Annotated in this window: 9 protein-coding genes; 3 read left to right on the top strand and 6 right to left on the bottom strand. The window is 68.3% G+C overall.

What is annotated here, in order from left to right; genetic code table 11:
- Positions 1-40: 40 nt before the first annotated feature.
- Complete coding sequence (locus ACIP89_RS08225; protein ID WP_402113793.1) at positions 41-2,338, bottom strand: DUF6049 family protein; 2,298 nt, start codon at positions 2,336-2,338, stop codon at positions 41-43.
- 183 nt (positions 2,339-2,521) lie between these two features.
- On the opposite strand from ACIP89_RS08225, the gene ACIP89_RS08220 reads away from it, so the two are divergent.
- On the top strand, positions 2,522-3,964 hold the full coding sequence (locus ACIP89_RS08220) for a CCA tRNA nucleotidyltransferase (protein ID WP_402113792.1): 1,443 nt from the start codon (positions 2,522-2,524) through the stop codon (positions 3,962-3,964).
- A 329-nt stretch (positions 3,965-4,293) separates the two neighbouring features.
- Here the strand turns inward: ACIP89_RS08220 and ACIP89_RS08215 are convergent, their stop codons facing one another.
- The 3 genes from ACIP89_RS08215 to ACIP89_RS08205 form a co-directional block, all read right to left on the bottom strand.
- Positions 4,294-5,562, bottom strand: coding sequence for an MFS transporter (locus tag ACIP89_RS08215; protein WP_402113789.1), 1,269 nt, complete (start codon positions 5,560-5,562; stop codon positions 4,294-4,296).
- Positions 5,563-5,730: 168 nt separating this feature from the next.
- On the bottom strand, positions 5,731-6,813 hold the full coding sequence (locus tag ACIP89_RS08210; protein WP_401925023.1) for an inositol-3-phosphate synthase: 1,083 nt from the start codon (positions 6,811-6,813) through the stop codon (positions 5,731-5,733).
- 62 nt (positions 6,814-6,875) lie between these two features.
- On the bottom strand, positions 6,876-7,580 hold the full coding sequence (locus tag ACIP89_RS08205; RefSeq protein ID WP_401925026.1) for a PadR family transcriptional regulator: 705 nt from the start codon (positions 7,578-7,580) through the stop codon (positions 6,876-6,878).
- A 402-nt stretch (positions 7,581-7,982) separates the two neighbouring features.
- Between ACIP89_RS08205 and ACIP89_RS08200 the strand changes: the two genes are divergently transcribed.
- Together ACIP89_RS08200 and ACIP89_RS08195 are read left to right on the top strand one after the other, a co-directional pair.
- Positions 7,983-10,742 carry a transglycosylase domain-containing protein gene (locus ACIP89_RS08200; protein ID WP_402113786.1) on the top strand — a complete coding sequence of 920 codons (2,760 nt, stop codon included), beginning with the start codon at positions 7,983-7,985 and terminating at the stop codon, positions 10,740-10,742.
- A 120-nt stretch (positions 10,743-10,862) separates the two neighbouring features.
- Positions 10,863-12,359, top strand: coding sequence for a glycosyltransferase family 87 protein (locus tag ACIP89_RS08195; protein ID WP_401925031.1), 1,497 nt, complete (start codon positions 10,863-10,865; stop codon positions 12,357-12,359).
- 56 nt (positions 12,360-12,415) lie between these two features.
- Here ACIP89_RS08195 and ACIP89_RS08190 read toward each other — a convergent pair whose 3' ends face one another.
- Both ACIP89_RS08190 and ACIP89_RS08185 read right to left on the bottom strand, forming a co-directional pair.
- Complete coding sequence (locus ACIP89_RS08190; protein WP_311304430.1) at positions 12,416-13,447, bottom strand: alanine racemase; 1,032 nt, start codon at positions 13,445-13,447, stop codon at positions 12,416-12,418.
- A gap of 154 nt (positions 13,448-13,601) precedes the next feature.
- Entirely contained in the window at positions 13,602-14,720 is a 1,119-nt protein-coding gene (locus tag ACIP89_RS08185; RefSeq protein ID WP_401925034.1) for a lipid II:glycine glycyltransferase FemX, read from the bottom strand.
- Positions 14,721-14,908 lie beyond the last annotated feature (188 nt).

Genomic DNA, 14,908 nt, shown 5'->3' with positions numbered 1-14,908 from the left:
ACCTCATCGTCCCCGGCCGACCGGCCACGACAGACATCGCTCAACGGTCCACTTTCTCACCCGTGCCCGACGGCTCCGTGCTTTCAGGACCGGTGTCCGGCGTCGGGTCACTCGGCTGCTCGGGTTCACTGCCGTCGTCGCCCGCCGCGCCGCCCGCGTTCGCCCGCTTGCGATGTGCATACATCCTGATGCCTGCGAGGACCAGCAGCAGCAGTCCGCCGGCGATCACGAGAAGGACGGTCGGCGTCAGCTCGGACACCTTCACGGTGAAGTTCATCTCCGCGCCGTACGGTGTGCCGTCCTCCGTGTACAGCTGGGCGGTCATCTGGACCTGGCCGTTGATGTTGGCCGCGGCGTCGAACTTCACGGACTGGCTGTGACCGCCGGCGATCTGGATCGGCTGCTCGGCCACGGCACCGCCGTCGTTCAGCTTGAGCCGCGTCGCGTTCTCCGACCTCAGCCGCAGCACCAGGTGGTCGACGTCCTGCAACAGCCTGTTCTGCACCGTCACCGGGATCGTGGCGCTCCGCCCGGACAGGGTGACATCCGACTTCGAGATGAGCTGGACCTCGTTGACGAGGCCCTGCAGGTAGGTGCGCACCGAATCCCGGTACTGCTGGGCCTCCAGCGGCCTGCCCCGCCACGACGTCGACATGGAGCGGTTGACCGCGTTGCCGAAGGGGGTCACCACGCGCTCGGGCTGGGTGAGGATGACCTGGAAGTTGTTGAGCGAGGCCTGGGTGGACTTGATGTCCTGGAAGGCTTGGGTGGGCAGCTCCTGGCTGCGCAGCTTCTTCGGGTAGCGGGACGTCCGGGGGACCTGCGTGGTCGCCTTCGCGTCGGGCTTCCCTTCGGCCGCCTGGATCAGTCCCTGGGACTGCGTCCAGCGATCGTCGTCGAGGGCGTGCAGGGCGCGGGCCATCGTCTGGGCCTGGGCGACGGTCGGCATGCGCTGGGGCGCGACAACGACGCTCCGGTCCTTGTCCGTGTCCTGCTCGGCCAGGGAGAGCGTGAGGGCGAGGAACTTCTGCACGGCGAGCGTGGATTCCCCGGCCTTCGTCATGTTGCCCTGGAAGGCGGTGGAGAGCCGGGAGTCGGAGACCACGGCAGTGGTGCCGCCGCCGATCGGCCGGGCGGCGGTGGGCGTGTAGACCAGGCCGCCGTTCTCCTGGAGGCTGTCGCTGCGGGAGATCACGTTGTGGGCGCCGGCCGATGTGGCGACGTCCACGATCGACGGGTCGATGGCACCGTCGACCGGCCACGCGAAGTCCGTCGAGGGCTTCAGGTGCAGGATCGTCTGCACCGTCGTCACGGCCACCTCGCTGGCGTTCTGGAGGTGGCTCAGGGTGCCCGACACGTTCTTGCCGCGGTGCGCGATCGATGCCAGATCGGGATCTCCGAACGGCAGCGCGATGACCTTGCCCTCGGTCACCGCCGCTTCCAGCGAGCTCAGCCACTGCTTGGCCACGTTCTGATTCGTACCGGCGATCGTGGTGTCGCCGGACTTGACCCGGTAGTCCCGGGTCATCGCGTCGACGCTGGCCAGCAGGTCCGGGTCGATGACCCAGGTCACGGGCAGCTGCCTGCCCAGCGACACCATCTGTTCCAGACGGCCGCCCGGCGCGATCTCGGCGGCCAGCTCGTCATCGGCGAACACCGGGGTCTGCTGGGAGTCGGAGCCGGTCTCCGCGGTGAGGTGCGCCGGTGCGATCAGGGGCCAGACGTAACTGATCCGGGGCTTGGCGTCGCGGTCCTCGCTCTGCCACGGGAGGAACGTCCGCTCGATCCCGAGCACCTGGTCGTACAGGGCATGGGACGTTTGGCCCGACAGGGTCACGCCGAGCTGGTACACGCCGTCGTCGCCGAGCCCCAGCTTGCTGACGGGCACGGAGAGGGTGAAGTCCTGGCTGATCCCGGACGGCAGCTTGGCGACCTTGACCGTGTACTTGCCGCCGATCGGTGACGGGTCGGCACCGGGCAGATATCCCGTGCGCTGGTTGGCCGCGTCGATCGACGTCCTGCTGTAGAGCCGGGGGCCTACGCGCAGATCGACCTGAGCCGCGGTGACGGTCTCCTTGCTCTTGTTGGTCAGGGTGCCGGAGACGGTGAGGGTGTCCCCCTTCACCGGGGCACTCGGAGTCACCGTGTCCAGGGACACCGCGACCGTGCCGGAGCCCGTCGGGGCCTTGTCCGGCACGCCCGCCTGCGCTGCCGGAGCGGCCGCCCCGGCCAGCAGGGCGGCGAAGAGGGGAGCCCCGGCAAGCACGGCGGCTGTGCGCCGCAGCCACCGGCGGGCAGGAGAGGGACTCATCCCCTGGAAGTCTGCCGCCTCGGCCACGCGCCTACCCGTCCCTCGTCGTCATGAGCTGCTGTCGATCGTCGTCCGTTGCTGCGTCCACGCATGGTAACGATGTGCGCGGCGGCTAAGTGCTGGGGTGTACAGCACATGATCGGGAGAGTCTCGCAGGGCTGAAGGAAACCATGACGTCCGGGCCGGTCCGGGCACGTACCCTTTTCTGTTGTGCCGAATGCCAATGAAGACAACGCCAGTGTCCTGACCCAGGTGCAGCACCGCGCAGTCAGTGAACTGCTCCGGGTGTCCCCGGTCGCCGACGATCTCGCCCGCCGATTCCAGGATGCCGGATTCAGTCTCGCCCTGGTCGGCGGCTCGGTCCGGGACGCACTTCTGGGCAGGCTGGGGAACGACCTGGACTTCACGACCGACGCCCGTCCCGAGGACGTTCTGAAGATCGTCCGGCCCTGGGCGGACTCGGTGTGGGAGGTCGGGATCGCCTTTGGCACGGTGGGCGCCCAGAAGGACGGCTACCAGATCGAAGTCACCACATACCGGTCCGAGGCGTACGACCGAACCTCGCGCAAGCCGGAGGTTTCCTACGGCGACTCCATCGAGGACGACCTCGTCCGACGTGATTTCACGGTCAACGCGATGGCTGTCGCGCTGCCGCAGAAGGACTTCATCGACCCCCACGGCGGCATCGAGGATCTGTCGGAGCGCGTCCTGCGCACCCCCGGAACCCCCGAGGAATCGTTCTCCGACGACCCGCTGCGCATGCTGCGAGCCGCACGCTTCGCCGCCCAGCTGGACTTCGAAGTGGCTCCCGACGTGGTCGAGGCGATGACGGAAATGGCGGGGCGGATTGAGATCGTCTCCGCCGAGCGGGTCCGTGAGGAGCTCAACAAGCTCCTTCTCTCCGCACACCCTCGGAAGGGACTGGCGCTCCTTGTCGACACGGGGCTGGCGCAGGAGGTCCTTCCCGAGCTCCCCGCGCTCCGGCTCGAAAGTGACGAGCATCACCGTCACAAGGACGTGTACGAGCACTCCCTGACCGTTCTGGAGCAGGCGATCGATCTGGAAGAGGACGGCCCGGACCTCGTTCTGCGTCTTGCCGCGCTTCTCCATGACATCGGCAAGCCGAGGACCCGGCGCTTCGAGAAGGACGGCCGGGTCTCGTTCCATCACCACGAGGTGGTGGGCGCCAAGATGGTCAAGAAGCGGATGACCGAGCTCAAGTACTCCAACGACATGGTCAAGGACGTCTCGAAGCTGGTGGAGCTGCATCTGCGCTTCCACGGATACGGCGACGGGGAGTGGACCGATTCGGCGGTCCGCCGCTATGTGCGGGACGCCGGGCCGCTGCTGGAGCGACTGCACAAGCTCACCCGCTCGGACTGCACCACGCGCAACAAGCGCAAGGCATCCGCCCTCTCGCGGACCTACGACGCGCTGGAAGAACGCATCGCGCAGCTACAGGACAAGGAAGAGCTCGACGCGATCCGGCCGGACCTGGACGGCAACGAGATCATGCGGATCCTGAGCGTCGGCCCCGGACCGGTCATCGGCAAGGCGTATGCGTTCCTGCTGGAACTACGCCTGGAGAACGGCCCGATGGAGCACGACGAGGCAGTGGCAGAGCTCAAGAAGTGGTGGGAATCGCAGGGCTGAGTCCCGCCAGGCGGCACGGGCGGGACGGCTGCCGGTCATGTTTCACGTGAAACACGACCGGCAGCCCGCACGGCGAGGGCGCTGTTTCACGTGAAACAGCGCCCTCGCCCGGTCCTGCTTCCGTTCCTGAGGGTCAGCCGCCGGGCCTGACCGGCATGAGGCAGAGCGCCACGCTGCTCCGGCTGCCGAAGGTCCCGGTATACGCGATGCACTTCTTCGCGTCCCAGACGTGACGAGGTTGCGCACCGCGAGGAAGCCCTTCTTGCCGTCCGGCACGTTCTGCTGCGGGCCCTGCGGAGCATTCGCTGCGAGGCATCCCCGCGCGCACGCTATACGGACTCGCGGATTCGGCTCCAGCGGTACAGGGCCATGGCCACCAGGGCGTAGAGCGCGGCCACTCCGATTACCACCGCGGCCGACCTGCCGTCAGGCGGCAGCATGAGAGCCGCGACACCGGCCGCGCCCACGAAGGCCACGTTGAACAGCACGTCGTAAAGCGAGAACACCCGGCCGCGGAAGGCGTCATCCACCGAGGTCTGCACCACCGTGTCCGTCGCGATCTTCGCCCCCTGGGTGACGAGGCCGAGCACGAACGCGGCGACGAGCATCGGAGTGGGAGTGAACCACAGCCCCAGCGCCGGTACGAGGGCGGCTGCGGCGGCCGTGCACACCGTCATCCAGCGGAACCGCCCGAGCCGCGCCACGGCCCACGGGGACAGCACCGCCGCGGCGAAGAACCCCGCCCCGGACACCCCCACCGCCAGACCGAGCAGCGCCAGCCCATGGGCCTCGGTGTCCGCCCAGGCGTACCGGCACAGCATCAGAACCGTCACCGTCAGCGCCCCGTAGCAGAAGCGGATCACCGTCATGGCGGCCAGCGCCCGTGCGGCGTGCCTGCGTTCCGACAGATGGCGCAGCCCGTCACCGAGACCGCGGGCGGTCGTGGCCAGAGCCCGGCGCAGGGGGAGCCGGCCGCTGCCCCGCTCCGGGCCGAGGAGCCCGGCGGCAAGGGTCAGGGACGCCACCGCGGAGGCGAGGTAGAGCCCCGCGCCCAGCAGCACCACCGCCGCGTCGGAGTCGGACAGCAGCAGCCGTACGACGAAGGCGAGGCCACCGCCTGCCGTCGCGGCGAGCGTGCCCGCGGTCGGGGAGAGGGAGTTGGCCAACACCAGCCGCTCCTGGTCGACGACGCGCGGCAGCGCGGCGGAGAGGCCGGCCAGCACGAAGCGGTTGACGGCGGTGACGCACAGGGCCGAGGCGTAGAAGAGCCAGTCCGGAGCGGAGCCCAGGATCAGGAGTGCGGTGCAGCAGGCGAGCCCGGCGCGCAGCAGATTGCCGTAGAGGAAGACCTGGCGGCGGGGCCAGCGGTCCAGCAGCACTCCGGCGAACGGGCCGATGAGCGAGTAGGGCAGCAGGAGCACGGCCATGGCGGAGGCGATGGCGGCCGCGGATGTCTGTTTCTCCGGAGAGAAGACCACATGCGCCGCGAGCGCCACCTGATAGACGCCGTCGGCCGACTGGGACAGCACCCGTACGGCCAGCAGGCGGCGGAAGTTCCGAAGGCGCAGGAGAACGCGCAGGTCGCGCACGACGGGCATGGGAGCAAGGGTCACATACGTTGAGGGTCCCCGGGCGGATTGCCCGGGGACCCTCAACGGTGCGGGAGCTCAGGAGCGTGACCGCTCCCGGCTGTGCCGCGCCGACATACCTGGGGCCGATCGTCCGGATTCGGTCTGAACCGGACAGCAGACCCTGTTCAGGTGGCGTCAGTTGGAGACGTCGCCCCTGATGAACTTCTCGACGTTCTCGCGGGCCTCGTCGTCGAAGTACTGAACCGGCGGGGACTTCATGAAGTACGAGGACGCGGAGAGGATCGGGCCACCGATGCCGCGGTCCTTGGCGATCTTCGCGGCACGGACGGCGTCGATGATGACACCGGCCGAGTTCGGGGAGTCCCAGACTTCGAGCTTGTACTCAAGGTTCAGCGGAACGTCACCGAAGGCGCGGCCCTCAAGGCGCACGTACGCCCACTTGCGGTCGTCCAGCCAGGCCACGTAGTCCGACGGACCGATGTGGACGTTGTCCGCACCGAGGTCGCGGTCGCGGATCTGCGAGGTGACGGCCTGCGTCTTGGAGATCTTCTTGGACTCGAGGCGCTCGCGCTCAAGCATGTTCTTGAAGTCCATGTTGCCGCCGACGTTCAGCTGCATCGTGCGGTCCAGGACGACGCCCCGGTCCTCGAAGAGCTTCGCCATCACGCGGTGCGTGATGGTGGCGCCGACCTGCGACTTGATGTCGTCGCCGACGATCGGGACACCGGCCTCGGTGAACTTGTCCGCCCACTCCTTGGTGCCGGCGATGAAGACCGGGAGGGCGTTGACGAACGCGACCTTGGCGTCGATGGCGCACTGCGCGTAGAACTTCGCAGCGACCTCGGAGCCGACGGGCAGGTAGCAGACCAGAACGTCGACCTTGCGGTCCTTGAGGACCTGGACGATGTCGACCGGGGCCTCGGCCGACTCCTCGATGGTCTCGCGGTAGTACTTGCCGAGACCGTCGTGGGTGTGGCCGCGCTGGACGGTCACACCGGCGTTCGGCACGTCGCAGAGCTTGATGGTGTTGTTCTCGCTGGCGCCGATGGCGTCCGAGAGGTCGAGGCCGACCTTCTTCGCGTCGACGTCGAAGGCGGCGACGAACTCGACGTCCCGAACGTGGTACTCGCCGAACTGGACGTGCATCAGACCGGGCACCTTGCCGGCCGGATCGGCGTCCTTGTAGTACTCGACGCCCTGGACCAGCGAGGCGGCGCAGTTGCCCACGCCGACGATGGCTACGCGAACCGAACCCATTCCGGTTGCTCCCTGTGTGTAATGGATGTTCCTGATGAGGGCCCCGCGGATCTGCGGAGATCTCACTTGGCGGTGTCGCCGGACGGATCCGGCGGGTTGTTACCCCGCCGGGGCAGGCCGTCCGGCTCTCCTGCGGTGTTCTGCTGAGCTGAGCCCTCGGGCGAGGATCGTCGCTGATCCCGTCCCGACCGCTCGCTCTCGATGAGCTCGTTCAGCCAGCGCACTTCGCGCTCCACGGACTCCATGCCGTGTCGCTGAAGCTCAAGTGTGTAGTCGTCGAGACGCTCGCGGGTGCGGGCCAGAGAGGCGCTCATCTTCTCAAGACGCTCCTCCAGCCGGCTGCGACGGCCTTCCAGCACCCGCATCCGCACCTCGTGCTCCGTCTGTCCGAAGAAGGCGAAACGAGCAGCGAAGTGCTCGTCCTCCCAGGAGTCCGGGCCGGTGTGCGAGAGCAGCTCTTCGAAGTGCTCCTTACCTTCCGCCGTCAATCTGTAGACGATCTTGGCGCGGCGCCCTGCCAGAGAAGAGGAAGGGGCCACCGCGCGGCCGGAGCCGGGCGGAAGTTCTGGCGGAGCGTTTCCCGGCTCCTCGATCAACCAGCCGGTGGCGACCAGCGTCTTGAGGCACGGGTAAAGGGTTCCGTAGCTGAAGGCGCGGAAGATCCCCAGCGATGTGTTGAGACGTTTACGCAGCTCGTAGCCGTGCATCGGGGACTCGCGGAGCAGCCCGAGGACAGCGAACTCAAGGATGCCGGAGCGTCTGCTCAACCTCGCCTCCCCCTTCTCCGAGTGCTCTCGTCCGTCCCTGCGCCGGGCTGTTATGCCGAGGCGATGTACCGAGCTGATGTATCGACTCGATACATCAGCACGATAGATCGGAGTGTCCGCTGGGGCAAGGGGGGCCTTAGTGAACGGCGTCACATAACTAATTCTTGGGAACCGACTTGCGTAATTTGAGGTGAAGTTCGGTCCTAGGAGGGTTTTGACCGTGCGTAGTCTGTCCGGCATGCAGACCACCGGGAACCGCGCGACGCCCGACCGCGTCAGTCTCCGCGGACTGGCCGGATGTGCTGCGGACGTGCCCGTCGCAGGGCTGGTCCGTAATGCGGGGGGACCGGATCTCAACTGCCGCTTCCAGGCGTTCTCGCCTGCCCGAGGAGTAGTCGTTCGATGAGCGAGCACCGTCGCAAAACGCCGCAGCCGCAAGGTGGCGGGCGCGCAGCGACCAGACGAGCCACCCAGCAGTCCTCAGGACGCCGAGCGGCGCCGTCACATAGCGTGACTTCTGAATCACCTTCCGGTCCGCAGGGCGGGGAAGCCCCGTACGGCGGGCGAGCCGCCGCGCGTCGGGCCGCCCAGCGCGGCTCCGGCGGCCGTGGCGGTTCCGACGGCGGAGGACGGCGCCGGGGCGGCGGTGGCGACGACGGGGCCGAGGGCCCCGGCCGGGGCCGAGGGCGCGGGAACCAGCGCCCGGCCAAGAAGCGCTTCATCGACTACCCGCGCGCCGGTAAGCACGGCGTGCGGCGATGGGTGCCGTCGTGGAAGCTCGTCTCCGGCCTGTGCATCGGCTTCGTGGGCCTTCTGATGGGCGTTGCCAGCATCGCGTACGCGATGGTGACGATGCCCAAGGTGAACGACGCCGCGAAGGCGGAGAACAACGTCTACTACTGGTCCGACAACACGCAGATGGTCGCGACCGGTGGCGCGGCCAACCGCCAGGTCATCGCCTACGAGCAGATCCCCGAGGCGATGCGCAACGCCGTCATCTCGGCGGAGAACAAGTCCTTCGAGCACGACAAGGGCATCGACCCGATGGGCATCGGCCGCGCCGTGTGGAACATGGCCAAGGGCGGCCAGACGCAGGGTGGCTCGACCATCACGCAGCAGTACGTGAAGAACTCGCGGCTCTCCCAGGAACAGACCCTGAGCCGGAAGGTCGAGGAGCTCTTCATCACGCTGAAGGTCGGGGAGCAGGGGAACAAGAAGGAGGTCATGGCCGGGTACCTCAACGTCTCGTACTACGGTCGGGGCGCTTCGGGTATCCAGGCGGCCGCCCGTACGTACTACGGCAAGGACGCCACGGACCTGGACCCGAGCGAGTGCGCCTTCCTGGCGACCCTGCTCAAGGGCGCCAGCTACTACGACCCGGCGGGGGCTCCGGACGTCGACCCGGAGCAGGCGACTCCGGCGAAGAACCTGGACCGGGCGAAGAAGCGCTGGCGGTGGATCCTCGACGAGGAGTTCAAGGACGGCCGGCTGTCGAAGGCCGATCACGACAAGTACCGGACGTTCCCGGCGCCCAAGCCGCTGAAGAAGGACGCCCAGCTGGGCGGACAGACGGGCTACCTGGTCGAGCTCGCCCGGAAGTACTTCCTCGCGAACAACGACCAGGGTGTCACCGCGGAGATGCTCAACCAGGGCGGGTACGAGATCCACACGACCTTTGACAGGGAGAAGGTCGAGCAGCTCAACAAGGCCGTCAAGAAGGTCTACGACAAGAGGATCGACCCCAAGAAGCGCCCCGACAAGGACACCCACGTCCAGTTCGGTGGCGGCTCGGTCGACCCGGAGACCGGCGCCATCAAGGCGATCTACGGCGGCAAGGACGCGACCCAGCACTACACCAACAACGCCGACCCGACCGGCGCCGCGGTGGGTTCGACCTTCAAGCCCTTCGTGCTGGCCGCCGCGATGGAACACGGAAGACGGGACCCCGAGCTCGGCGCGGATCAGAACGATTCGCAGCGCGAGAAGGTCTCGCCGCTGAGCATCTACAACGGCAACAACAAGCTGAAGATCAAGAAGTACAACGGCGAGGTCTGGACGAACGAGAAGGGCGAGGAGTGGCTGCAGACCAACGACGGCAACAAGTCCGAGGGCAACATCACGCTTCGTAAGGCGATGGAGGTCTCCGCCAACTCCCCCTACGTCCAGCTGGGTATGGACGTGGGCACGGACAAGGTGAAGGAGGCGGCGATTGCCGCCGGCCTGAAGGACGACGACAACATGGCGAACTCGACCGTTCCGTCGTTCTCCATCGGTACGTCCTCGCCGAGCGTGATCCGGATGGCCGGCGCGTACGCCACGTTCGCGGCCAGCGGCCAGCAGCGCGAGCCGTTCTCGGTCACCCAGGTGAAGAAGCTCGGCAAGGTGATCTACCAGCACGAGACGGTCACCAAGCGCGCCTTCGACAACGCCGTGGCCGACAACGTGACCGACGTGCTCAAGAACGTCGTCGAGCACGGTACGGGTACGCCCGCCAGACTCCCGGGCCGCGATGTGGCGGGCAAGACGGGTACGACGGACGACAACCTCTCCGCCTGGTTCGTCGGCTACACCCCGCAGCTCTCGACGGCGATCAGCATGTACCGGCTGGACGACAACGAGAAGCACAAGAACCGCAAGTTCGAGAAGATGTACGGCACCGGCAATGAGGAGAAGATCCACGGCGCCTCGTTCCCGGCCCAGATCTGGCACGACTACATGGCCGATGCCATGAAGGGCCAGAAGGTCGTGGAATTCCCGAAGCCGGAGCCGATCGGCGAGAAGGTCTACGGCGGCGGCGCGAGCAGCCCCAAGCCGACGCCCAGCTACACGCCCCCGCCGAGCCCGTCCACGACCCCGTCCGACACGCCCCCGCCGAGCGCCCCGGCCTCGCCGCCGTCGCCGCCCGACCCGACGGAGAGCTGCGGCACCTGGGACTGGAACTGCCAGAACGACAACGGTGGTACGTCCGACGGCGGGGACAACGGCGGCGCCGACGCCGGCACGACCGGCGGGGACGACGGCGGCACACCCGGGACCACGGACGGGACAACGGCCGGCGACGGCGATCCCGGCGGCTCCAGCCCACCCGCCGGCGACGGAGGGAACGGCAACGGCAACGGTGGGAACGGCAACAACGGCATCTTCGGAGGTACGACCGGGTAGCGGCCTCCGACCGGCCGGCAGGCCGGCGCGGGGCAGTCCGACAGCCGTGGCGAGGGCCGCCGCACCACAGGTGCGGCGGCCCTCGCCGTTCGCACAGTCCGGTACGGCAGGATGTGCGGCATGCCAAGTGCAGAGGACACGAGTGTGCAGCAGGAACGGTCCGTCGTACGGCCCACGCATGAGGACGAGGTCGCCGCGGCCGGCAGCGAGCTGATCGGCGGGAGGTCGGGCCGCTGGTCGCGGCTCGGCAGTACCGCACTCACCCCCGTGGGCGCCGTGGCGCTGGTCGCGCTGGGGATGTTCGCGCTCGGCATGGTGCAGAAGCTGCCCTGCTACAACTGGGCCTGGTTCCAGGGCGCGGGCTCCCAGTACACCCACGCCTGCTACTCCGATATTCCGCATCTGTACGCCGGGCGCGGCTTCTCCGAAGGCCTGGTGCCCTACTTCGACCGGCTGCCCGGCGATATGCAGTACCTGGAGTACCCCGTGCTCACGGGGGTGTTCATGCAGATCGCGTCCTGGCTGACCCCGGGCGGTTCGATCCAGCACCAGGAGCAGGTGTACTGGCTGGTCAACGCGGGCATGCTGATGATCTGCACCGCGATCATCGCCGTCTGTGTCGCGCGCACGCACCGGCGCCGCCCCTGGGACGGCCTCCTGGTGGCTCTCGCACCCGCCTTCGCCCTCACCGCCACGATCAACTGGGACCTGCTGGCCGTCGCCCTCACGGCCGCCGCGATGCTCATGTGGTCCAGGAGCCGGCCGCTGGCGTTCGGCATCCTGGTCGGGCTGGCCACGGCCGCCAAGCTGTACCCCGTGCTGCTGCTGGGCCCGGCCTTCGTGTTGTGCTGGCGGGCCGGGAAGTGGCGGGCGTTCTGGGTGGCGACGCTCGGTGCCGCGGCCTCCTGGCTGGTCGTCAACCTGCCGGTGATGGTGTTCGCCCCCGACGGGTGGAAGAAGTTCTACACCTTCAGCGAGGAACGCTCGATCGACTTCGGCTCGTTCTGGCTGATCATCACGCAGCGCACCGGTGAGTCCATCGAGGTAAGCACGGTCAACACCGTCTCGACCCTGGCGACGTTCGTGCTGTGCGCCGCCATCGGCGCGCTGACGCTGACGGCGCCGCGCAGGCCCCGGTTCGCGCAGCTCGTCTTCCTCGTCGTCGCGGTGTTCATCCTCGTCAACAAGGTCTACTCACCGCAGTACGTGCTGTGGCTGATCCCCCTCGCCGCACTGGCCCGGCCGCGCTGGCGGGACTTCCTGATCTGGCAGGCGTGCGAGGTCATGTACTTCCTGGGGATCTGGATGTACCTCGCCTACACGACGAGCGGCGACAAGCACCAGGGACTGCCGACGGAGGGCTATCAGCTCGCCATCGCGCTGCATCTGCTGGGCACGCTGTACCTCTGCGCCGTGGTCGTGCGGGACATCCTGATGCCGGAGCGGGACGGCGTACGGGGCGACGGTTCGGACGATCCCTCGGGCGGGGTGCTCGACGGGGCGCCGGACGCCTTCGTGCTGGGCCGTGCGGCCGCGCATCCGCCACGCCATGCCGCGCTCACGGTCGAGGGGCCACGAGTGGAGTGGGGCGCCGGGGGCACGCCGGCCGCCGACTGAGCGACGGGACGGGAGAGGCGCTCCGGGGCCGTCGCGATGCGGCGGCCCCGGGCGGCTCAGCGGTCCACGAGGCGGTCGAACTGCGTGGTGGTGTGGCGCAGGTGGGCCACCAGCTCGTCGCCGACCCTCGGCTCCTCCGCGTCCGAGGGCACGAACAGGATCGACACCTGCATGTGCGGCGGTTCGGCGAACCAGCGCTGCTTGCCGGCCCAGACGAACGGCGACAGGTTGCGGTTGACGGTCGCCAGACCGGCGCGGGCGACGCCCTTGGCGCGCGGCATCACGCCGTGCAGCGCCTTCGGAGCCTCCAGGCCCACCCCGTGCGAGGTGCCGCCCGCGACGACCACCAGCCAGCCGTCGGACGCGGCCTTCTGCTGCCGGTAGCCGAACCGGTCGCCCTTGGCGACGCGCGTGACGTCGAGCACCGCGCCCCGGTACTCCGTCGCCTCGTGGTCGCCGAGCCAGAGCCGGGTCCCGATGCGGGCGCGGAAACGGGTCTGCGGGAACTGCTGCTGGAGCCGGCCCAGCTCCTCGGCCCGCAGGTGGCTGACGAACATCGTGTGCAGCGGCAGCCGGGCCGCCCGCAGGCGGTCCATCCAGGCGATGACCTCCTCGACCGCGTCCGAGCCGTCCGTGCGGTCCAGCGGCAGGTGCAGGGCGAAGCCTTCGAGACGTACGTCCTCGATGGCGGCGTGCAGCTGCCCGAGCTCCTCCTCCTTGACGCCGTGTCGCCTCATCGAGCTCATGCACTCGATGACGACCCGGGCGCCCACCAGGGCGTGCACCCCGTCCACCGACGACACGGAACGGATGACCCGGTCGGGCAGGGGCACCGGCTCCTCACCCCGCCGGAACGGCGTGAGCACCAGCAGATCGCCGCTGAACCAGTCCTTGATCCGGGCTGCTTCGTAGGTGGTGCCGACCGCGAGCGTGTCGGAACCGAAGCGGATCGCCTCGTCGGCCAGCCGCTCGTGGCCGAAGCCGTACCCGTTGCCCTTGCAGACCGGTACGAGTCCGGGGAACTGATCGAGCACGGATTTCTGGTGCGCCCGCCAGCGCGCGGTGTCGACGTACAGGGAGAGCGCCATGGCCGGTCCGGAACCTTTCTGGTGGCTGCGGTGTATCGGAGGTGTGAAGAGCTACTTGAAGAGCCCATTGAAACGAATGAAGCCGGTTTCGTCAGCCTTGCGCCACGGATCCTTGTGTCGCGTATCCGTGCGCCACGGGTACGCGTGCCCCGGATCAGCGGCGGGACATGTAGATGTCGAGCGCCTTGTGCAGCAGCTTGTTGAGTGGGAAGTCCCACTCACCGAGGTACTCCGCCGCCTGACCGCCGGTGCCGACCTTGAACTGGATCAGGCCGAAGAGGTGGTCGGTCTCGTCCAGCGAATCGGAGATGCCGCGCAGGTCGTAGACGGTGGCGCCCATGGCGTACGAGTCGCGGAGCATCCGCCACTGCATCGCGTTCGAGGGCCTGACCTCACGCTTGTGGTTGGCCGACGCACCGTAGGAGTACCAGACGTGACCGCCGACGATCAGCATGGTCGCGGCAGCGACGTTCTCGCCCTCGTGACGGGCGAAGTACAGCCGCATCCGGTTGGGGTCCTCGTTGTTGAGGGCCGTCCACATGCGCTGGAAGTAGCCGAGCGGGCGCGGCCGGAAGTGGTCGCGCTCGGCCGTGATCTCGTACAGCCGCTGCCACTCGGCGAGTTCGGCATAGCTGCCCTGGACGACCTCGACGCCGGCCTTCTCGGCCTTCTTGATGTTGCGCCGCCAGAGCTGGTTGAAGCCCTTGTGGACGTCTTCGAGCGAACGGTTCGCCAGCGGTACCTGGAAGACGTAGCGGGGCTGGACGTCACCGAAGCCGGCGCCGCCGTCCTCGCCCTGCTGCCATCCCATCTTCCGCAGCCGGTCCGCGACTTCGAAGGCGCGGGGTTCGATGTGGGTTGCCTCGACGTCGCGCAGGCGCTTCACGTCGGGGTCCTGGATACCGGCCTTGATCGCGTGGGCGTCCCAGCGGCGGATGACGACGGGCGGGCCCATCTTCACCGAGAAGGCGCCCTGCTGCTTGAGATGCGTCAGCATCGGCTGCAGCCATTCGCTCAGGTTCGGGGCGTACCAGTTGATGACCGGGCCCTCGGGAAGATAAGCGAGGTATCGCTTGATCTTGGGCAGCTGCCGGTAGAGCACCAGGCCGGCGCCGACGAGCTCGCCGCTCTTGTCGAACCAGCCCAGGCTCTCCGAGCGCCACTCGGCCTTCACATCCGCCCATGCCGGCACCTGCATGTGACTCGCCGCGGGCAGACTCTGGATGTACGCCAGATGCTGCTCTCGGCTGATGGTCCTCAGGGTCAGGCTCATGCGGGGCGCTCCTCGGCAGGTGTGTCCCCATCGGTCAGGGGCTCCGGCTCTCGCGCCGAAGCCTACTGTGACCGGGAAGCGCGCGGTCTGGCCCTGTCGTACCCGGACGGTTCCGGCAGGTGGTGCGGAGGGCGGCGCCGGGCTGCGACGCCGCCCCGGGCCCCTGCCGGGACCGCCGGCCGGCGGCG

The organism is Streptomyces sp. NPDC088730 (assembly GCF_044751215.1).
Lineage (GTDB): Bacteria > Actinomycetota > Actinomycetes > Streptomycetales > Streptomycetaceae > Streptomyces.
Note: the sequence above shows the minus strand (reverse complement) of the source record. Positions and strands in the feature narration are given on the sequence as shown.

Coding starts and splice junctions, on each gene's coding strand:
- ACIP89_RS08190 (WP_311304430.1), bottom strand. CDS start 13,447: ATGGCGCTCTCCCTGTACGTCGACACCGCGCGCTGGCGGGCGCACCAG.
- ACIP89_RS08215 (WP_402113789.1), bottom strand. CDS start 5,562: ATGCCCGTCGTGCGCGACCTGCGCGTTCTCCTGCGCCTTCGGAACTTC.
- ACIP89_RS08195 (WP_401925031.1), top strand. CDS start 10,863: ATGCCAAGTGCAGAGGACACGAGTGTGCAGCAGGAACGGTCCGTCGTA.
- ACIP89_RS08185 (WP_401925034.1), bottom strand. CDS start 14,720: ATGAGCCTGACCCTGAGGACCATCAGCCGAGAGCAGCATCTGGCGTAC.
- ACIP89_RS08200 (WP_402113786.1), top strand. CDS start 7,983: ATGAGCGAGCACCGTCGCAAAACGCCGCAGCCGCAAGGTGGCGGGCGC.
- ACIP89_RS08210 (WP_401925023.1), bottom strand. CDS start 6,813: ATGGGTTCGGTTCGCGTAGCCATCGTCGGCGTGGGCAACTGCGCCGCC.